The sequence below is a fragment of the Mesorhizobium sp. FG116 genome (genome assembly GCF_057809835.1).
Genome location: NZ_JBMDKS010000013.1, coordinates 88,914 through 107,529, shown reverse-complemented (window position 1 = coordinate 107,529; position 18,616 = coordinate 88,914). Strand labels below are relative to the sequence as shown.

At 62.0% G+C, this 18,616-nt stretch carries 22 protein-coding genes; 12 read left to right on the top strand and 10 right to left on the bottom strand.

Going from position 1 to position 18,616, the window contains the following annotated elements; genetic code table 11:
- Window positions 1-121 precede the first annotated feature (121 nt).
- From ACODTY_RS12530 to ACODTY_RS12515, 4 genes are read left to right on the top strand one after another with little or no spacing between them, the layout of a single operon-like run.
- Window positions 122-1,222: a peptidase C39 family protein gene (locus ACODTY_RS12530; RefSeq protein ID WP_488994589.1), complete on the top strand. Its 1,101-nt coding sequence runs from the start codon at window positions 122-124 to the stop codon at window positions 1,220-1,222.
- A 2-nt stretch (window positions 1,223-1,224) separates the two neighbouring features.
- Window positions 1,225-2,685, top strand: coding sequence for a RimK family ATP-grasp domain-containing protein (locus tag ACODTY_RS12525; RefSeq protein ID WP_488994588.1), 1,461 nt, complete (start codon window positions 1,225-1,227; stop codon window positions 2,683-2,685).
- Window positions 2,686-2,722: 37 nt separating this feature from the next.
- Window positions 2,723-3,298, top strand: coding sequence for a dihydrofolate reductase family protein (locus ACODTY_RS12520; RefSeq protein WP_488994587.1), 576 nt, complete (start codon window positions 2,723-2,725; stop codon window positions 3,296-3,298).
- Window positions 3,299-3,301: 3 nt separating this feature from the next.
- Entirely contained in the window at window positions 3,302-3,961 is a 660-nt protein-coding gene (locus ACODTY_RS12515; protein ID WP_488994586.1) for a glutathione S-transferase family protein, read from the top strand.
- Window positions 3,962-3,964: 3 nt separating this feature from the next.
- Here the strand turns inward: ACODTY_RS12515 and ACODTY_RS12510 are convergent, their stop codons facing one another.
- The 8 genes from ACODTY_RS12510 to ACODTY_RS12475 all read right to left on the bottom strand — a co-directional run bounded on the left by ACODTY_RS12510 (window position 3,965) and on the right by ACODTY_RS12475 (window position 8,775).
- Complete coding sequence (locus ACODTY_RS12510; RefSeq protein WP_488994609.1) at window positions 3,965-4,585, bottom strand: YfbR-like 5'-deoxynucleotidase; 621 nt, start codon at window positions 4,583-4,585, stop codon at window positions 3,965-3,967.
- On the bottom strand, window positions 4,582-5,442 hold the full coding sequence (gene ygfZ / locus ACODTY_RS12505) for a CAF17-like 4Fe-4S cluster assembly/insertion protein YgfZ (protein WP_488994585.1): 861 nt from the start codon (window positions 5,440-5,442) through the stop codon (window positions 4,582-4,584). Before ygfZ ends, ACODTY_RS12510 begins: the two co-directional genes overlap by 4 nt.
- A 127-nt stretch (window positions 5,443-5,569) precedes the next feature.
- A complete protein-coding gene (locus tag ACODTY_RS12500; protein WP_056235099.1) occupies window positions 5,570-6,376 on the bottom strand; it encodes a hypothetical protein in 807 nt (268 codons plus the stop codon).
- Window positions 6,377-6,449: 73 nt separating this feature from the next.
- On the bottom strand, window positions 6,450-6,707 hold the full coding sequence (locus ACODTY_RS12495) for a hypothetical protein (protein WP_056235002.1): 258 nt from the start codon (window positions 6,705-6,707) through the stop codon (window positions 6,450-6,452).
- A 423-nt stretch (window positions 6,708-7,130) separates the two neighbouring features.
- The gene (locus ACODTY_RS12490; protein WP_488994584.1) at window positions 7,131-7,511 is read right to left on the bottom strand and encodes a VOC family protein; all 381 of its coding nucleotides are present in this window, start codon (window positions 7,509-7,511) and stop codon (window positions 7,131-7,133) included.
- Window positions 7,512-7,611: 100 nt separating this feature from the next.
- The gene (locus ACODTY_RS12485) at window positions 7,612-7,890 is read right to left on the bottom strand and encodes a hypothetical protein (protein ID WP_488994583.1); all 279 of its coding nucleotides are present in this window, start codon (window positions 7,888-7,890) and stop codon (window positions 7,612-7,614) included.
- Between the two features lie 43 nt (window positions 7,891-7,933).
- Window positions 7,934-8,311 (bottom strand): TIGR02301 family protein, encoded by a 378-nt coding sequence (locus ACODTY_RS12480; protein ID WP_488994582.1) that lies wholly within the window; start codon window positions 8,309-8,311, stop codon window positions 7,934-7,936.
- Window positions 8,308-8,775, bottom strand: coding sequence for an NUDIX hydrolase (locus ACODTY_RS12475; RefSeq protein WP_488994581.1), 468 nt, complete (start codon window positions 8,773-8,775; stop codon window positions 8,308-8,310). The genes ACODTY_RS12480 and ACODTY_RS12475 overlap by 4 nt, the downstream gene beginning before the upstream one ends.
- A 130-nt stretch (window positions 8,776-8,905) precedes the next feature.
- Here ACODTY_RS12475 and ACODTY_RS12470 point away from each other — a divergent pair, with 130 nt between their 5' ends.
- A complete protein-coding gene (locus ACODTY_RS12470; RefSeq protein ID WP_488994580.1) occupies window positions 8,906-9,673 on the top strand; it encodes an SOS response-associated peptidase in 768 nt (255 codons plus the stop codon).
- A 113-nt stretch (window positions 9,674-9,786) separates the two neighbouring features.
- On the opposite strand, the gene ACODTY_RS12465 is transcribed toward ACODTY_RS12470, so the two are convergent.
- Complete coding sequence (locus ACODTY_RS12465) at window positions 9,787-9,939, bottom strand: hypothetical protein (RefSeq protein ID WP_156464894.1); 153 nt, start codon at window positions 9,937-9,939, stop codon at window positions 9,787-9,789.
- Between the two features lie 381 nt (window positions 9,940-10,320).
- Here ACODTY_RS12465 and cysS point away from each other — a divergent pair, with 381 nt between their 5' ends.
- The 6 genes from cysS to rarD all read left to right on the top strand — a co-directional run bounded on the left by cysS (window position 10,321) and on the right by rarD (window position 16,346).
- Window positions 10,321-11,772 carry a cysteine--tRNA ligase gene (cysS, locus tag ACODTY_RS12460; RefSeq protein ID WP_488994579.1) on the top strand — a complete coding sequence of 484 codons (1,452 nt, stop codon included), beginning with the start codon at window positions 10,321-10,323 and terminating at the stop codon, window positions 11,770-11,772.
- Window positions 11,769-12,152 carry a VOC family protein gene (locus ACODTY_RS12455; RefSeq protein WP_488994578.1) on the top strand — a complete coding sequence of 128 codons (384 nt, stop codon included), beginning with the start codon at window positions 11,769-11,771 and terminating at the stop codon, window positions 12,150-12,152. The genes cysS and ACODTY_RS12455 overlap by 4 nt, the downstream gene beginning before the upstream one ends.
- 88 nt (window positions 12,153-12,240) lie before the next feature.
- Complete coding sequence (locus ACODTY_RS12450; protein WP_488994577.1) at window positions 12,241-12,735, top strand: GFA family protein; 495 nt, start codon at window positions 12,241-12,243, stop codon at window positions 12,733-12,735.
- The gene (pip, locus tag ACODTY_RS12445; RefSeq protein WP_488994576.1) at window positions 12,732-13,691 is read left to right on the top strand and encodes a prolyl aminopeptidase; all 960 of its coding nucleotides are present in this window, start codon (window positions 12,732-12,734) and stop codon (window positions 13,689-13,691) included. The genes ACODTY_RS12450 and pip overlap by 4 nt, the downstream gene beginning before the upstream one ends.
- 16 nt (window positions 13,692-13,707) lie before the next feature.
- Entirely contained in the window at window positions 13,708-15,321 is a 1,614-nt protein-coding gene (gene cimA / locus ACODTY_RS12440) for a citramalate synthase (RefSeq protein WP_488994575.1), read from the top strand.
- A gap of 95 nt (window positions 15,322-15,416) precedes the next feature.
- Complete coding sequence (gene rarD / locus ACODTY_RS12435) at window positions 15,417-16,346, top strand: EamA family transporter RarD (protein ID WP_488994608.1); 930 nt, start codon at window positions 15,417-15,419, stop codon at window positions 16,344-16,346.
- 4 nt (window positions 16,347-16,350) lie between these two features.
- Here rarD and ACODTY_RS12430 read toward each other — a convergent pair whose 3' ends face one another.
- Window positions 16,351-16,962 carry an LOG family protein gene (locus tag ACODTY_RS12430; protein ID WP_488994574.1) on the bottom strand — a complete coding sequence of 204 codons (612 nt, stop codon included), beginning with the start codon at window positions 16,960-16,962 and terminating at the stop codon, window positions 16,351-16,353.
- Window positions 16,963-17,074: 112 nt separating this feature from the next.
- Here ACODTY_RS12430 and ACODTY_RS12425 point away from each other — a divergent pair, with 112 nt between their 5' ends.
- Window positions 17,075-18,523, top strand: coding sequence for a LysM peptidoglycan-binding domain-containing protein (locus tag ACODTY_RS12425; RefSeq protein ID WP_488994573.1), 1,449 nt, complete (start codon window positions 17,075-17,077; stop codon window positions 18,521-18,523).
- Window positions 18,524-18,616: the final 93 nt, after the last annotated feature.

Genomic DNA, 18,616 nt, shown 5'->3' with positions numbered 1-18,616 from the left:
GTGTTTCCCGAGTCACAATTCGGCCCAATTCGAGGAGCGCTTAAATGCTCCGTTGCGGGCCGGAAAACGAGTCCGTTTCGACAAGGATGTTCCCACCGCCGATCGAGGTTTCCCAACTCGCATGCCTGCCGAAATCCGCACGGCCCGCGCGCCTGACGTCGATGCTCTCGCCGCTATCGAGAACGCCGTCTTCGAAGGCGACCGCATCTCGCGCCGCTCGTTCCGCAAGCTGATCGAGCGCGAGACAGCGGAAACCCTGATTGCCGAACGCGATGGCCGCGTGGCAGGCTATGCGGTGGTGCTGTTTCGCAAGGGCAGCGGCGTGGCTCGGCTCTATTCGCTGGCGGCAGGTCCTGATTTTTCAGGCATGGGCATTGGCCGCGCGCTGTTGGAGGCGGCGGAAAAGACGGCTTTCGAGCATGGCCGCATGCTGTTGCGGCTGGAAGTGCGCGAGGACAATCAGCGCGCCATCGGCATCTACGACAAGGCCGGTTTTCGCCGCATCGGCCGCGAGACGAACTATTACGAGGACGGCGGCCCGGCGCTGCGTTTTGAAAAGACCTTGCGCGGCGACACGCCGCTGGCAACAGCCGTGCCGTTCTACGAACAGACCTGTGATTTCACCTGCGGGCCGTGCTGCCTGATGATGGCGATGGCGCATTTCGACAAAGGCTTCGTGCCCGATCCGGTCATGGAAATCCGGCTGTGGCGCGAGGCGACGACCGTATTCATGATGTCCGGGCCGGGCGGTTGCGAGCCGTTCGGTCTGGCGGTCGCCGCGCATGAAGGCGGGCTGGCGACCGAAATCCTGGTCTCGTTCCACGGCGCGCTGTTCTTGCAATCGGTGCGCAGCGAGGAAAAGCGCCGCGTGATGGAATTGGCGCAGGTCGATTTTCGACGCCGCGCCGACGGCTACGGCATTCCGGCCAGCTACCGCGCCTTCACCATCGACGATATCCGCGCGGCGATCGCCGACGGCAAGCTGGTGCTGGTTCTGGTGAGCGGCTTCCTGATGTTCGGCAAGAAGGTGCCGCATTGGGTGCTGGCCATCGGCGACGACGGTGACCACATCCTGATTCATGACCCGTGGGTCGAGGACGAGAAGGAAGAGACGCAGTCGGACGCGGCCAACATTCCAGTGCCCTATGCGATCTTCATGACCATGGCCCAATTCGGCCGCGACGGTCTGCGCGCGGCGATCATGCTTGGAAAGCGCGGCTGACGATGAGCTGGGTCATCCTGACTGGACGACAATCCGATCTGACCCAGGCGGCGACCCCGCACAAGATCATCACCAACCGCGAATACCTGGCGCATCCGTCGCTGTTTCGCGGCCAGCGGCCCAAGGTCATCAACCTTTCCAACAATTACGGCTACCAGAGCAGGGGCTACTATGCCTCGCTGCTGGCGAGTTCGCGTGGCCACCGGGTCATCCCGACCGTAGAGACGATGATCGACCTGTCCGAGCACAAGCTCTACGAGCACGCGCTGCCGGAGCTGGAGCTGGCGCTGAACAAGTCTCGCAAGGATCTCGGCACTTATCCGGCCAAGATTTGCATCTTTTTCGGCATCGGTCCGTCGAAAGCGTGGGACCGCTTTGCAAGGCTCTTGTTCGACTGGTTCAGGGCGCCCGCGCTGGAGGTTTCGATCAAGGATGCTTCCGGGTGGGCGTCGATCCGCAAGATCGGCTTCCATCCGCTTGGCCGCATGACGCCTGAGGAGCTGAAGCGGTTCACCGAGTGCCTCGACGTCTATACCGGGCGCGAGTGGCGCGAGACCAAGACGCGCACGCCGGCGCGCTACACTTTCGCGACGCTGGTCGATCCGAACGAGGAACTGCCGCCCTCGGAGATCTCCTCGCTGCGCCACTGGGCGAGGATCGCGGAGAAGATGGGCGTCGAAGTCGAGCCGATCACCCGCAAGGACCTTGCCAAGCTCGCCAACTACGACGCGCTGTTCATCCGCGAAACCACGTCGATTTCCAACCACACCTACCGCTTTGCCCGCAGGGCGCAGCAGGAAGGCATGCCGGTGATCGATGATCCACTGTCGATGATCCGCTGCACCAACAAGGTCTATCTCAACGAACTGATGACGGCCAACAAGGTGCCGGTGCCGCCGACGGTGATGATCGCCGGCATCTCCGACCTGCAGCTTGCGGCAGATACGCTGGGCTTTCCGCTGGTGCTGAAGATCCCGGATTCTTCGTTTTCGCGCGGCGTCAAGAAGTGTTCGGACGTGGAGGAATTGAAGGCGCTGGCCACCGAATGGCTGGAAGATTCCGATCTTTTGATCGCCCAGAAATTCATTCCGACCAAGTTCGACTGGCGCGTCGGCGTGCTTGGCGGACAGCCGCTGTTTGCCGTGCACTACCTGATGGCGAGGAAGCACTGGCAGATCGTCAACCACAAGGCGAACGGCAAGCCGGATCAAGGCGGCATCAAGACCTTCACCTTGCAGAATGCGCCGGCGCAAGTCGTCGAGACGGCGGTGAAGGCGGCAAGCTGTATCGGCGACGGCCTTTATGGCGTCGACCTCAAGGAGACGAATGACGGCATCTTTGTCATCGAGGTAAACGACAATCCGAACCTCGACCACAATTGCGAGGATACAGGCGAAAAGGACGAGGTATGGGTGCGGCTGACCCAGTGGTTCCTCGACCGGCTGGAGAAGCAGCGGCGCTAGGCTGGCAACCGGCCTTATGGCTGCAAGGGAGGACACAGTGGCGAAGGTCGTGCTTTCCATGTTCATGACGCTTGACGGCTATTTTGCCGGGCTGGGCGGTGAGTTCATGCCGCCTCCTTGGTCCGACGGGATGGAGGCCTGGGCGCTGGAAGCGATGCGGCAGTCTGGCCATTTCCTTTATGGCCGCGTCAATTTCCAGTTCAACAAGGGCTTCTGGGAAGCGGCCAAGACCGACCCGGACAGCCCGGCCGCAGGCATTGCCTATGCGGGCGAGATGAACGCCAAGCCGAAGACGGTGTTTTCGCGCACGCTGAAGGGCGATCCGGGCTGGAATGCGACGCTGGTGAGCGACGATATTCCGGCCAGGATCGCTGAACTCAAGGCGACGAACGAAAAGGACCTTTTCCTGTTCGGCGGCGCCAGGCTTGCCCGCAGTTTCATCGATCTCGACCTGGTCGATGAATACCGCCTGCTGGTCACGCCAACGATACAGGGATCGGGCGAGCGGCTGTTCGGAACGGGCACCAGGCCCATCGATCTGGCGTTTGTGGAGTCACGCCCAATCGACACCGGTGCGGTACTTTTGCGCTACCGACGCAGCCGGGAGACTTGAAGCGTGGCTCTTGAACTTTATGCGCATCCGTTCTCGTCTTACTGCCAGAAGGCGCTGACCGCGCTCTACGAGAATGAGGTTCCTTTCACCTACGTCATGCTCTCGCCGGAGAATCCGGACGCACTTGAGGAACTCGAAACGCGCTGGCCGATGAAGCGCTTTCCCATGTTGATCGACAGTGGCCGCTCGATCCATGAAGCGACGATCATCATCGAATACCTGCATGCGTTTCATCCGGGGCCGGTGCGCCTTATTCCAGACGACACAAAGCGAGCCGTCGAGGTGCGCTTCATGGATCGCTTTTTCGACAACTACATCTCGACGCCGCAGCAAAAGGTGGTGTTCGACGCTTTGCGCAAGCCGGAAGAGCGCGATCCCAAGGGCGTGAGCGACGCACGCGACATGCTGGAAAAGGCCTATGGCTGGCTGGACAAGCATATGGCGGGCCGCGAATGGGCGGCAGGCGAGAGCTTCAGCATGGCGGACTGCGCGGCTGCGCCCTTCCTGTTCTACGCCGACTGGACGCATGAGATCGCCGAGCGGTTCGAGAATGTTCTCGCCTATCGCACGCGGCTCAACCAGCGCCCGTCCTTTGCACGCGCCGTCGATGAGGCGCGTCCGTACCGCCCGTATTTCCCGCTCGGTGCGCCAGATCGCGATTGAGTGTCACGCGGTTTTAGCGCGCGCTTTTTCCAGCGCGGCAAATCGCTTGACGAAGGCATTCTGCGCCCATGTCACCGAGCGCTGCGACAGGTCGAAACTGTCGGCGCTGATGCCGCGCGGCCGGCCGAAGAACTCCGTTGCCTCGGCGGTCGAAAACCCGGCGAGAAGCGTTGCCTCGAAATAAGCGGCGACCTGATCGGCGCGCTTGATGTCCTTGCGCAGGCCGGCACCGAGTTCCGCCGGAAGCGAGAAGCGCAGATGGATGGCGCGCTGCAGGCGATGCTCGCAATCTTTGTATCCGCCCCCGACCACCGACTTGAACGGCGAGATCATGTCGCCGATGACATATTCGGGTGCGTCATGGAGCAAGGCGGCGAGCTGCGCTTCCGGCGAAGCAGACGGTACCAGCTTCGAAAATATTGCCTCGACAAGAAGCGAGTGCTGCGCGACCGAGAAGGCGTGCTCGCCGCTGGTCTGGCCGTTCCAGCGGGCGACGCGGGCGAGCCCGTGCGCGATGTCGGAAATCTCGACATCGAGCGGTGAGGGATCGAGCAGGTCGAGCCGCCGCCCCGACAACATGCGCTGCCAGGCGCGCGGCGGTGCGCCGACGCGGTCGGCCATCAGGCGTCCTCCGTGCCGGTGGCATCCTGCGGGAAGGTGAAGCCGGCCCACTCGGGGATTGCGAGTTGGACAGGCACGTCGCCGGCTAGAATTGCCGCTCCTTGGTCGAGGGCCGTCTTGACCCGGTCTATGCGGGCAATGGCCAGTCCGGACTTGCCGAAGGTGGAACCGAGCGTTCCGACGGAACGCCCGTTGACGGTTAGATCTGTGCCTGCGGCGGGCAGCGGCTGGTCTGCTGAGGCGATCAGCACACGCCGCCGCGCGGTACCGCGATGCTGCATACGCGAAACCACTTCCTGGCCGACATAGCATCCCTTCCTGAAGCCGACGCCGCCGGTCTGGTCGAGCAGGACATCATGCGGAAAGGCCTCGCCAAGTTGGTAATCAAGGCCACTTTCGGCAATACCGCTGGCGACGCGGAAGGCGTGCCACGCCGCAGGGTCGCCTTGCGCGGAAGCCGGTTCGTAATCGCGCCTGACGGAGCCGGACGGAAAGCGCGTGTCGATGACGCTTGTTGAATCAGTTCCTGAAGGGGTTGAATCATCTTGCCACCTGACCGTGACAACGGATTGATCCTGCTTGATGATTTCTGCCTTGGCCCGCAGCTTGTAGAGCATCAGCCGACGCTGGAAGTCGCTGGCGATGTCGGCGCGGCACTCGATACGGAAGATATCGGCGCCGGCGCGAGAGATGAGAAAATCGAACAGGATCTTGCCCTGCGGCGTCAAAAGCGCGCCCGGCTTTGCCTCGCCCGGTTTGAGCGTTTCGAGATCGACGGTCAGGATGTTTTGCAGGAAGTGCTCGGCCTCGGGGCCGGACACAAGGATGAGCGCGCGATCTTCAAGCAGGGCGAAGGGCATGGATGAAAAGGGGCCTGATATTGCAAACTACCAGCCTTACGTAGTCCGCCGAGGGTGCCCCCGCAAGCATCCATGCAACAGGAGCAACGCTCCTGCACAAGCCTCCTGACAGCGATGGCAAAGCGTGTCAGTCGCCGGCGACGAAGAACGCCCACTTGCCTTCCGGCGTTATGCCGACGCGGTAGAATATGTAGGTGCCGAACTGCTTCATGTCCTCGTAGTCGCCTGCCGTGACGATCTTGAAAAGCTCGACCCGCTGGCGCGCGTCCAGCTTGTCCAGCGGCAGGGCGAAGAAGTAAGGCCAGACATAAAGTTCCTGCGGCGTGCCGGCGTCGAGATGGACATAGCCGGCATTGAGCACTTCTTCCATGATGGCGAGGATTTCCTGGCCCTCGGTGTCGCCCGAGAGACTTTTCAGGAACTCGATCGGCTCGCCTTCGACATCGGTGAGCGACAGTTGCGTGGCATCGTCGCCCATGCCGATCAGCGGCTTCAGCTTCTGGATGTCGCCGCTCTTGCAGGCCTCGACGATCAGGTCGCGCATGCGGCGCACCGGTTCCGGCAGCCGGGTAAGGTCGTAGACCACTTCCGGCAGCGGCTCGTCCGGGTTGATATGCGGCCGGGCGATGCTGCCGTCTTCCGCCGGCGATTCGGGATCGACCTGCGCCGGTGACTCATTGTCTTCCGGTGAAGCAGGCTGTTCGGTGGAAGGCTTCGGCGTCTCGATCGGGTCCGGCATAGGCACGGCATTGGGCGATCCGTCATCGTCGGCGGGCGGCGAAACGGTAGAGGGCAGTTCCTCGCGCTTGATTTCGCTGAGTGCCGACGCAGGGAGAACCGCCGCCAGCAAGGCAGGCGTCGTCGTGGCGCAAACCGCCAGCATGATGAGGCTGAGCCGCACAATGCCCAGCCTGCCTGAATGTGGAAAATTCAATGCCCGCATCTCCTTCACGCCGGCATGATGCCCCAAGGCCAAAGATGCGTCAAAAGCTGTTTGATGGCAGGCGTTAGTGACGCAGGCGTTCCGGCTCGAACGCGCCGGCGATCACCTTTTCGCGCATGCGGTCGAGAAGAGCCAGTGCCGCGGTTTCGCCGTTGGTGCGCAGCATTTCGCCAAAAGCGGTCTCAAGGGCGGCTTCGGCGATAATTTCGGGCTCGATTCCGGCCGAAAGACCTTCGGCCCACGCCTCATTGTGGCTTTCGACGGCTGTCAGGCGCTTTTCTTCCCTGACCATTGCGTCGATATCGTTTACGCTGTGTTCCATACGCAACTACCACCCTTTTCAAGCGCCGACCCTTCATAGGAGGATCAAACTTGAGGCGTTCCCTTGTTGGCCGAAAATCCGCGATCTTTGTAGGGTCTTGTAATCAAAACGAAATTTCGATCGAATTTTACAATTCCCGGATGGTCCCGCTGACTCGGTCCGTATTCCAACACCATACAGCAACAGAATGCGGCACGATATCGATCTCTAAGGTTTAAGTTAATTTGCCGAAGGGCAATTAACCGCGTCTTCATACATATATTGGGTGAGGCGCCGCAATGGCGAAATACCCTGGCCCGATTCTACGACTGTAGCGGGCCGGGCGAGCAGGCATGCTGGCTGGTGACTAGCACTTCAGTCATGTCGGCGCCAGCAGGCAATGGGCCTGATTCGGCGTATTCCCGGGCTGAAAGCGGCTGCGGGCTACGCTATCGCGGCACGCGCGCAGAGCTTGTTGCCGTCGGGGTCGCGCAGATAGGCGAGGTAAAGCTTGCCGGCGGCGGATTCGCGAATGCCCGGAGGGTTTTCGATCGAGGTTCCGCCATTTTTCACGCCCGCATCGTGCCAGGCGTTCACGACGTCGGCATTGTCCATTTTCAGGCCGATGGTGCCGCCATTGGCGTGGGTAGCGCCCTTGCCGTCGATCGGCTTGGTGATGAGGAAGCGGCAACCGTCCTTGGAGTAGACAAGCCGGCCTTTTGCGTCGATCGTTCCGGGTTGGGAACCCGCGGCCGCGAAGATTGCATCATAGAACTTGCGTGATTTTTCGATGTCGTTCGTGCCGACGACAATGTGACTGAACATTTGGCAGTACGCCTCCCTTATTGCGCGGCTATTGAAATCCCATCCGGCAGCCGCAGGCAAGGTCCGCGTGATGTGCCAGCGGCCCTGTGCACTGGTTGCTTCATCTCGAGCGTGACACCAGCCACGCCAGACCACGGATGACCCAAAGAGCGGTGATCCACAGGAAACAGAGCGGCAAGGCGAAGACCACCCAGATCGGGGCTAGGTTCGAGCCGCCCATAACGCCAAGGACGGCGACTGCGATTGCGGCACCCATGGCGTAAATCGGCAACCACGCGGCCTTTCGCCATAGCCCGTCCAGCATGCGCAGGGCAGCAACCTGGAGAACCAGCCACACGACGGCGGCAGCCGGCAGATATGTGACGAACAACTCTTCCATTGCCCTCGCCAAAACTCCGCCCAGTTGGAGTGCGTCTGCCGATCTAGTTTCCGTAACGCGAGGCGATGTCGCGGGTCAAAGCCTCGCCTTCCTTCATGTAGCGGTTGATCGCTTCCGTGGCCGACGGTGTGCAGGCCTTGTAGGACTCGCTGAAGGAGCGATAGCCGCGGTTGAAGGAGGCGATGAAGCGGGCGCGGCGCTCGGCATTGGGATTTTCCGATTCGAGCAGCTTTTCCATTTGCCCGCGCCAGTCATTGCCGGCTTCGCCGCACAAGTTGCGCAGGAAGTGCAGCGAGCCCAGCACTTCGGCAAGGCGCATCAGGCCGGCCTCGAACGGCGCTTCGACGGCAACAGCCGGCCGCACTGGCAGGGCGGCGGAAACGGCTAGGGCAACAGCGAGGAAAAGCGAAGCGCGGTTCATGCGCCTTTGTGGCCAAGCAATTTGTCGGCTGCAAGACCAATCTCAGGATCGGGGGCTTGAGCGGCATCCGGGAGCAGCAAGCTTTCGGCAATGGTGAACACCGAATCCGCCAGCGGCAGGGCGGACATCTCGGCCAGCGTATAGAATGCAGCGGTCGCGGCGTCATCGCTGGCGACAGCTTCGCCGCCGATGTAATCAGCGCCGAACACGGTCAGCCGGTAGTCGACCGGGTGGTTGTCGCGCGCGCCTTCGATGAAGATCGTTTCCAGCGGCCGGAAGGAAGTGCCGTCGAGCGTGGTTTCCTCCATCAGTTCGCGCCGTGCTGCTTGTTCCAGCGTTTCGCCCGCTTCGACCTTGCCGCCGGGAAACGCATAGAGCCCTTGCGAAGGCGGCAGGGCGCGCTTCACCAGGAGAACGCGGTCGCCACGCACGAGCGCAACTGAAACGGCTGGGATTTCAGGCAAGAGCTGTCCTTTTCACTGATCGAGACCGGAGCCTGCTGTGGACGGTTCGTCCCAGGCAGCTTTAGCGGTTGCGCCGCGATAGTTCCATCGCCACCTTTAGTGGTGAACACGCAAATCGAAGGATTGAGCCATGTGCGGGCGCTTTGCCCTGACGGCGACCGTGGAAGAGTTCATGGCCATGATGGCGGTGGCCAACGTGGAGGCATTTCCGCCACGCTACAACATTGCGCCGACGCAGCCGATCATGATGGTTTTGGCCGGTCCGCCGCAGCCCGCCGGTTCGAACCTGCCCGACCGGCAGGCAATGCTGGTGCGCTGGGGGTTGATCCCGTCTTGGGTCAAGGACACGCGCGCCTTTCCACTGTTGTTCAACGCGCGCTCGGAAGAGGCCGCGACCAAGGCCTCGTTCCGTACGGCCATGCGCCACCGCCGTGCGCTGGTGCCGGCGTCAGGCTTCTATGAATGGCAGCAGACGGGCGGCAAGAAAGGGCAGGCCTATTGGGTGCGCCCGAAGCGCGGCGGGCTGATCGCCTTTGCCGGGCTGATGGAGCCTTATGCAGAGCCGGGCGGGTCCGAGATGGACACCGGCGCGATACTGACGACGAGCGCTAATGCCGACATCGCCCATATCCATCAGCGCATGCCGGTGGTGATCGAGGAGCAGGATTTTTCTCGCTGGCTGGATTGCCGCAGCCAGGAACCGCGCGATGTCGCTGATCTTATGAAGCCGGCCCAGCCGGACTTCTTCGAGGCGATCCCGGTGTCCAGCCTCGTCAACAAGGTGGCCAACACCGGCCCGGAAATACAGGAGCGGGATACGGGCGAGACATTGGCCCAGCCCGAGAAACCGAAGCGCCGGAAGCCCGGCGCCGATGACGATCAGATGACGCTGTTTTAAACAGGGTTGCCAGGACACGCGATCAAGCCACCCGATTGGGCGCTGGACTTGCAGGACTGGCAATACGTCTGTTTGTGGTTCTTCAGCGGCAAATCATGCCGCCGCCCGGATCGTCACGCAACGCGCGGCGAGAGGAACTTCTGAACGGGCTTCTTCTTCTTGGTGCTGTGGAGGAGCGCAGCGACGATCGCTGCCGGACCGATGGCGCGGTATTGGTTGGCCAGTACTGGTTGCTTAGGTCGCTTTGCTTCCGGTTTTCGAGACATTGTTCTTTCCTTCGGGTTGGTTTCACTTGGAGCCGGGGGTCATGACGACCAAATCGGACCAAATCGTGACGCTTGACGCAATAGCCGCGCTTCTGAGGTCGAGGCTGTACTTACATGTTTAATAAAATCTTTCGCTTGCGCCGGTCTTGCGGCAAACCGGCATTTTCAGCCAATTTTGCGGCTTGACTGCAACAGAGGCGAAAGCGATAAAGCGCGCCATGGAAACGTCTTTTGCCATTTGTGGCATTTCGATTATCGGCTAGCTTCGCGCTGGCCCGGACGTTTTCGCCTCATCTTTCTTCCAGAGTGGACAAACGAACCGGCCAGCCAGGCTGATCTTTGTGCGCTTTGTTGAACCGGCTAAAGCCGGGAAGGGGATGAATGTCCAAGGCAGTTGCAGGAACGCCCGGTTTCAAGGGCTTGCGTCTCTACAACACCCTGACCCGGTCGAAGGAGGATTTCGCTCCGATCGATCCGGACAATGTGCGCATGTATGTCTGCGGCCCGACGGTCTACGACTTCGCCCATATCGGCAATGCGCGCCCGGTCATCGTTTTCGACGTGCTGTACCGCCTGCTGCGCCATCTCTATGGCGAGGCGCATGTCACCTATGTGCGCAACATCACCGACGTCGATGACAAGATCAACGCACGCGCGCTGCGCGATTACGGCGACGACATCGCGTCCGGCAAGCTTTCGCTCAACGAAGCGATCCGCCGCGTGACCGAAAAGACCGCCGACCAGTTCCACAAGGATGTCGCGACCCTCGGCTGCCTGCCGCCGAATTTCGAGCCGCGCGCAACCGAGTTCGTGCAGCCCAGGTCGGACGGCAAGACCGACATGATCGGCCTGATTCAATCTCTGATCGAACGCGGCCATGCCTATGAAGCGGCAGGCGAAGTTCTGTTCGATACCGCATCGATGCCAGACTACGGCCAATTGTCGAAGCGCCCGCTCGACGAACAGCAGGCCGGCGCGCGCATCGCGGTGGACGCGCACAAGAAAAGCCCCGGCGATTTCGTGTTGTGGAAGCTGTCGTCACCGGAAGAACCGGGCTGGGATTCGCCTTGGGGCAGGGGCCGTCCGGGCTGGCACATCGAGTGCTCGGCAATGTCGTCGGCCTATCTCGGCGAAGTGTTCGATATCCATGGTGGCGGGCTCGACCTGATCTTCCCGCACCATGAAAACGAGATTGCCCAGTCGCGCTGCGCCCACGGCACGCATACGATGGCCAATGTGTGGATGCACAACGGCTTCCTGCAGGTCGAAGGCCAGAAGATGTCGAAGAGCCTCGGCAATTTCTATTCGATCAACGAGTTGCTGGAGACCGAAACCTTTGGCGGCCGCAGGTGGCCGGGCGAGGTGCTGCGGCTCGCCATGCTCATGACGCACTATCGCGAACCGATCGACTTTTCCGTGCGCAAGCTGGAGGAAGCGGAAAACACGCTGCGCAAGTGGAAACGGGCTGCTGATCTTGCCGAGGGTGATGCAAGCTTGCCGCAGAGCGTGATCGAGGTCCTGTCGGATGATCTGGCGACATATGGCGCATTCCAGCATTTGACGCAGTTGGCGAGCGAGGCTGGCGACGGCGACGCGGCGGCTGCATCTGCGCTCAAGACTGCGCTGGAGTTTTTCGGCTTTGATGTGAGTGCGGAAGTCGATCATGCTGTGGTGGATTCCGCCATCGCCCGCCGCCTGACAGTTATCGCCGAAAAGAACTGGGCCGAGGCCGATCGCATCCGCGATGAACTTCTGGCCCAGGGCGTGCAGTTGAAGGACGGCAAGGACCCCGCCACCGGCGAACGCATCACGACATGGGAGGTGAAGCGATGATCGATCATACCGGAATTCCCGTTACCGATTTCGAGGCTTCGAAGACATTCTATGATGCGGCGCTAGCGCCGCTTGGCGCATCGCTGGTGATGATGGTGCCGGAAGAGTACACCGGCGGTGCCAAGGTTGGCGGATACGGCTACGACAGGCCGCAATTCTGGCTGCATGAGAGCAAGGAAAGCGGACCGGGCCGCCACTATTCCTTCACCGCCGACAAGCGCTCTGAAGTCGATGAATTCTATGAGGCGGCGATGGATGCGGGCGGGCGCGACAACGGCAAGCCGGGCGTACGAGCGCACTACCATCCCAACTACTATGGCGCGTTCGTTCTCGACCCCGACGGCAACAACATCGAGGCCGTATGTCACTCTCCAGAATGAGGGCCGCAATGAAGGAAATGACTCAGCGATCAGGCACTTGCCGGCTTTTGCTGAATCAGCCTGTCCGAAGCGCCTGCGAGGTCTTGCGATGAGCCTCGACAATCGCCCGATCTATTCCGGCGGCTGCCAGTGCGGCGCGGTGCGTTTCCGGGTCGAGGGTGCATTGGGCGATGCGTCGGTCTGCCATTGCCGCATGTGCCAGAAGGCCTTTGGTTCGTTCTACGCACCGCTGGTCTCGGTGCGTGAGGCAAAGCTCGTCTGGACGCGCGGCGCGCCGAAATACTTCCAGTCTTCCAATCACGCCAGCCGCGGCTTTTGCGAAAATTGCGGCACGCCGCTGACCTATACGGCACCTGACGGCGTGGGTCTCGCCATCGGCGCATTCGATGAACCCGATGGCATCGTGCCCAAGATCCAATGGGGAACCGAGGCAAAGCTTTCCTATGTCGATGGCATCGCGGCGCTGCCCGGCATGGACACGATGGCGGACCAGGAAGCGGCGGATTTTCTCGCCAGCCTCGTTTCCTACCAGCATCCCGATCACGATACCGAAACATGGCCGCGCGAGGACGACAAGGAATGAGCAGCGAATTGCGGACCCTCTATCCCGAAATCGAGCCGTTCGACAGCGGCACGCTTGATGTCGGCGACGGCCACGCGATCTATTGGGAACGGGTGGGAACCAGGGGCGCCAAGCCAGCGGTGTTCCTGCATGGCGGGCCGGGCGGCACCATTTCGCCAAGGCATCGCCGCCTGTTCGATCCCAAGCTTTACGATGTGATCCTGTTCGACCAGCGCGGTTGCGGGAAATCCACGCCCAATGCCTCGATTGACGCCAACACGACGTGGCATCTGGTAGCCGACACCGAGCGGCTGCGTGAAATGGCCGGCTTCGACAAATGGCTGGTGTTCGGCGGCTCGTGGGGCTCGACGCTGGCGCTCGCCTATGCCGAGACGCATCCAGAGCGCGTCAGCGAACTCGTGGTGCGCGGCATCTACACGCTGACGCGTGCCGAACTCGAATGGTACTACCAGTTTGGCGTGTCGCAGATGTTCCCGGAAAAATGGGAGCGCTTCCTCGCTCCGATCCCGGAAGCGGAGCGCGGCGACATGATGGCGGCTTACCGCAAGCGGCTCGTCGGCCAGGACCGCAAGGCGCAGGTGGAGGCGGCCATCGCGTGGAGCGAATGGGAGGGCCAGACCATCACGCTTTTGCCGGAGCCCGAAACCAGCGACGTGTTCGGCGAGGCAGATTATGCGGTCGCCTTCGCCCGCATCGAGAACCACTATTTCGTTCATGCCGGCTGGCTGGAAGAGGGGCAGCTTCTGCGCGATGCCGGCAAGCTCAAGGACATTCCGGGCGTCATCATACATGGCCGCTACGACATGCCTTGCCCGGCGCACTATGCCTGGCAGTTGCACAAGGCGTGGCCGAGGGCCGAGTTCTTCCTGATCGAAGGCGCGGGCCACGCCTATTCGGAACCGGGCATCCTTGACCGGCTGATCTACGCGACCGACAAGTTCGCGGGGAAGGCGTGATCGAAAAATGTCTGCCATGAAACAGCGCCTTTATCTTTTCGACACGACGCTGCGCGACGGCCAGCAAACACCGGGCATCGACTTCTCGGTGGAAGACAAGACGGCGATCGCCAAGCTGCTGGACGAGTTCGGTATGGACTACGTCGAAGGCGGCTATCCGGGCGCTAACCCCACCGATACGGCCTTCTTCCAGCAGAAGCGCACCGTTCGCTCCCGCTTCGTCGCTTTCGGCATGACCAAGCGCGTCGGGGTTTCGGCCTCGAACGATCCCGGCCTTGCGGCGCTGGTTCAGTCGAAGTCGGACGCCATCTGCTATGTCGCGAAAAGCTCCGAGTATCATGTGCGCGTGGCGCTCGGCTGCACGCAGGAGGAGAACCTCGAGGCCATCCGCGCTTCGGTCGAGGCAGCCGTTGCGGCCGGCAAGGAGGCGATGGTCGATTGCGAGCATTTCTTCGACGGCTTCAAGACCAATGCCGCCTATACGCTGGCCTGCGCCAAGGCGGCGTATGACGCTGGTGCGCGCTGGATCGTGCTGTGCGACACCAATGGCGGCACCCAGCCTTCGGAAGTGCGCGAGATCGTCGCCAAGGTGATCGCAGCCGGCATTCCGGGGGACAATCTGGGCATCCACGCCCACAACGATACGGGCCAGGCAGTGGCCAATTCGCTGGCCGCGGTGGAGGCTGGCGTTCGCCAGATCCAGGGCACGCTGAACGGCATCGGCGAGCGCTGCGGCAATGCCAATCTCGTCACCATCATTCCGACGCTGGTGCTGAAGCCCGCCTACGCCGAGCGCTTCGAAACCGGGATCACGGCGGAACGGCTGACCGGCTTGTCCCGCCTGTCGCGCGCCTTCGACGAACTGCTGAACCGCGCGCCGGAAGCGCAGGCGCCTTATGTCGGCGCTTCAGCCTTTGCCACCAAGGCCGGCATCCACGCCTCGGCGCTTGCCAAGGAGCCGAAGACTTATGAGCATGTCGAGCCGGAAAGCGTCGGCAACCGCCGCCGCGTCATGGTTTCCGACCAGGGCGGCAAGGCCAATTTCCTTGCCGAGCTGAAACGGCGCGGCATCGAGGTCGCGCGTGACGACCACCGCCTCGATACGCTGATTGCGCTGGTGAAGGAGCGCGAGGCGGAAGGCTACGCCTATGAAGGGGCCGACGCGAGCTTCGAGCTTTTGGCCCGCCGCACGCTTGGCGCGGTGCCGGAATTCTTCAAGGTGGAAAGCTTTCGCTGCATGGTCGAGCGTCGCTTCGATGCCAACGGCAACATAAAGACGGTGTCGGAAGCCATCGTGAAGATCGAGGTGGAGGGCGAGCCGCGTATGTCGGTGGCCGAGGGCCATGGTCCGGTCAATGCGCTCGATATCGCGCTGCGCAAGGATCTTGGCCGTTATCAGGACGAGATCGCCGATCTTGAACTGGTCGACTACAAGGTGCGTATCCTGAACGGCGGCACCGAGGCGATAACCCGCGTGCTGATAGAATCGCAGGATGGCAGCGGCGGGCGCTGGTGGACTGTCGGCGTTTCCGACAACGTCATAGACGCTTCGTTCCAGGCGCTGATGGATTCCATCGTCTTCAAGCTGATGAAGAATCGCGAGCTTGCCGGACTGGTGGCCGCCGAGTAAAGCGCCGCCGACCGGGTTGAGCCATCAGCGAAAGACCATTGACCCATCAGAACTTTGCGATGGTCGTTGGCTGCGCCGAGGCCCATATGGGCGCAATGGCAACTGATGTGATTAAACCGCAGGTCGACAGCAAGGGCGCGCAGCGCGGCTTCGTGCTGGCCTTCCTCGCCTATTTCCTGTGGGGACTGCTGCCCTTGTACATGAAGGCGGTGGCCTATCTGCCGCTGATCGAAGTGATCGCGAACCGGATCATCTGGTCGGTTCCCATCGCAGCGGTGGCACTCGTCTGGCTTGGCCGTACGGCGGATTTCAAGCTGGCGCTCCGTTCGCCGCGCATGCTGGCCATGGGCGCTCTCACCGCGACGCTGATCACCATCAACTGGAGCCTCTATGTCTGGGCGATCGCGGTGGACCGCACCGTTGAGACGGCGCTGGGTTACTACATCAACCCGCTGGTGAACGTGATGGTCGGCGCGCTGCTGCTTGGCGAGAAGCTCGACAAGTTGCAGAAGGTGGCGGTTGGGCTTGCTGTGGTTGCGGTTGCGATCCTCACCTATGAGAGCGGCAAGCTGCCCTGGGTTTCGCTGGTGCTGGCATTTTCCTTCGCGTCCTACGGCTTTTGCCGCAAGACGCTGCCGATAGGACCAAGCCAGGGTTTCCTGCTCGAGGTTATGATCCTCGCCATTCCGGCCAGCATCTATGTGCTGTGGCTGATGGCGAACGGACAGGACCATCTGGTCTCGGGTGATTGGAAGGATATTGCGCTGTTGCTCGGTTGCGGGCCGATCACGGCCGTGCCGCTTTTGATGTTCGCCTTTGGTGCAAAGCTGCTACGCTTCTCGACGCTTGGCATCATGCAGTACATCGCGCCGACCATGGTGTTCCTGATCGCGGTGTTCGTGTTCCACGAGCCGTTCGGCATGATCGACGCAGCCGCGTTCGGACTGATCTGGATGGCGCTTGCGATGTATTCATGGTCGATGCTGGGCCGCAAACCAGCAAGCCCGGTCGTGCCTTCCCAGTAAAGGCCTACATCTTCTCAATAAGTGAGGGGACGCCCTCGGCGGGGCCGTCCGCGACAGAGGCGGCGGCCAGGATCGCGGCAACGATTGCGCCCGCCTCGTTGACGACCACAGGTCGAACCTGATGCGCGGTATGGATGAAGCCCTCGCTTGCCATATGCGCGATCAGCGACAGCATCGGGTCCCAGAATCCCTTGATGTTGCCGAACACCATCGGCTTGCGGTGATGGCCGAGCTGGGCCCAGGTCATGATCTCGACGATTTCCTCGACCGTGCCGATGCCGCCGGGCAGCGCCACAAAGGCGTCGGATTCCTCGAACATCTTCTGCTTGCGCTGGTGCATGTTGTCGGTGATGACGACCTCGTCCAGCCGGTCGAGCGCCGTTTCCGTGGCTTCCTTGTTCATCAGGAAGCGCGGGATGATGCCGGTGACCTTGCCGCCCGCCCGGATTGCGCCGTCGGCGACCGCGCCCATGATGCCCTTGGTGCCGCCGCCATAGACGAGGCGCAGCCCCGAAAGCGCGATCGAACGGCCGAGAACATGCCCCGCTTCGAGATAGGCCTGATCACGGCCCGGAGATGAGCCGCAATAGACACAGACGGATCGAATCGTGTTCATGGAATGATTGGTGCTAGGGGCGCGGGCGGCGGTCAAGTCCAATGCGGTCTTTTCTTGTCGGTTTCCGCAAAACAGGATAGACCGCGTTAGGTGGCTAAGGGGCAAGAACAATATGGCAATTACACCTTTGAAGGCTTTTCTGTTTGCAGTCGGCGGCTCTGTCGCGGCGGCAGGCGTGGCCTATGTTTCAGGTGCCCTTGACCCCTACCTCAATCCGCCGCCCGCAGACGTTGCATCGCTCTCCCAACCTGCAACTCCAGAGCAAGCGCCGGCTACTTCGACCGGGACGCAGCCGCGGCTTCCGGCGGCCGATTCAAACGCCATGGCGCCCGCAGCCGATGCGATGAAGCCGGCAGCCCCTGCGGGCGAAGCCGCAACCACGACGCAGCCCGCCCCCGCCGGCGTGGTGGCCCCGACCTTCGACGTCGTGCGCGTCGAGGGTAACGGTTCGGTCGTGATAGCGGGCAACGCGGCCCCGAATGCCAAGGTCGAGATCGTTCATGGCTCCACGGTCCTCGGCGAAACGACTGCGGGCGCCGATGGCGCTTTCGCCATCGTGCTCGACGACCCGCTGAAGCCGGGCGACTACCAGATCGTGCTGCGCTCGACGGCGCCGGACAGCGTGGTTGCCACGTCGACGCAGACCGCTGTGGTTTCAGTTCCCGAACAGGCCGGCGGGCAGGTGCTTGCCATGGTCGAGGAGCCCGGCAAGCCGGCTGAACTCCTGACCGTTCCAAAGCCTGCCGATCAAGCGCAGGCCGAGGCCCCAAAGACCGAGACGCCGCAGGCGCAGCCGGGCGCCACCGAAGCGCCGATCAGCACCGCGCCTGCAACGCCTGACGCAGCCGGCAATGCCGCAGCGCCTGTGACGCCTGTTCAGGGTGCAAAAATTGTCGTCGAAGCCGTTGAGATCGACGGCAGCAAGGTGTTCGTAGCCGGTCTTGCCGATCCCGGCCGCAAGGTGCGCGCCTATGCCAACGAAATCCTGCTGGGCGATGCGCTGACATCTCCCGATGGCCACTTCCTGATCGAAGCAGCGCGCGACCTGCCGGTTGGCGAATACACGATCCGGGTCGATGGGCTCGATGCCGACGGCACCAAGGTCGTCGTTCGCGCCACTGTGCCGTTCCAGAGGGAGCCGGGTGAATCGATCGCAGCCGTTGCGCCGACCGCACCGGCCACGACCGAAACCAAGCCGGCCGACACGGGGACGACCGCGGCGCAAGCGCCTGCCGCAACCGGCGAGCAGAAGCCGGCTGAAACGGCAGCGGCCGCGACCACTGAAGCGCCGGCAACCACCGTTGCACCGAAGCTCGAGCACGTGAACAGCGCCGTCATCATCCGTCGCGGCGACACGCTATGGCGCATCTCGCGTCGTGTTTACGGCCACGGCGTTCGCTATTCGACCATCTATCTCGCCAATCAGGAGCAGATCGCCGATCCGGACCGCATCTGGCCGGGGCAGGTGTTCAAAGTGCCTGAGACATCGAAGGAAGGTGAGGCCGCCGACTACAAGGCGATGGGCGACCAGATCACCACGAACCCAACCCAGCAGCAGTAAGCCTGCCGGGGCGGCCGGCCGCCTTCTCGGGACGGATTGGATTTTCGCAGAAACGATACTTGCCGGAATGATATTCATCGTATATCGACGATA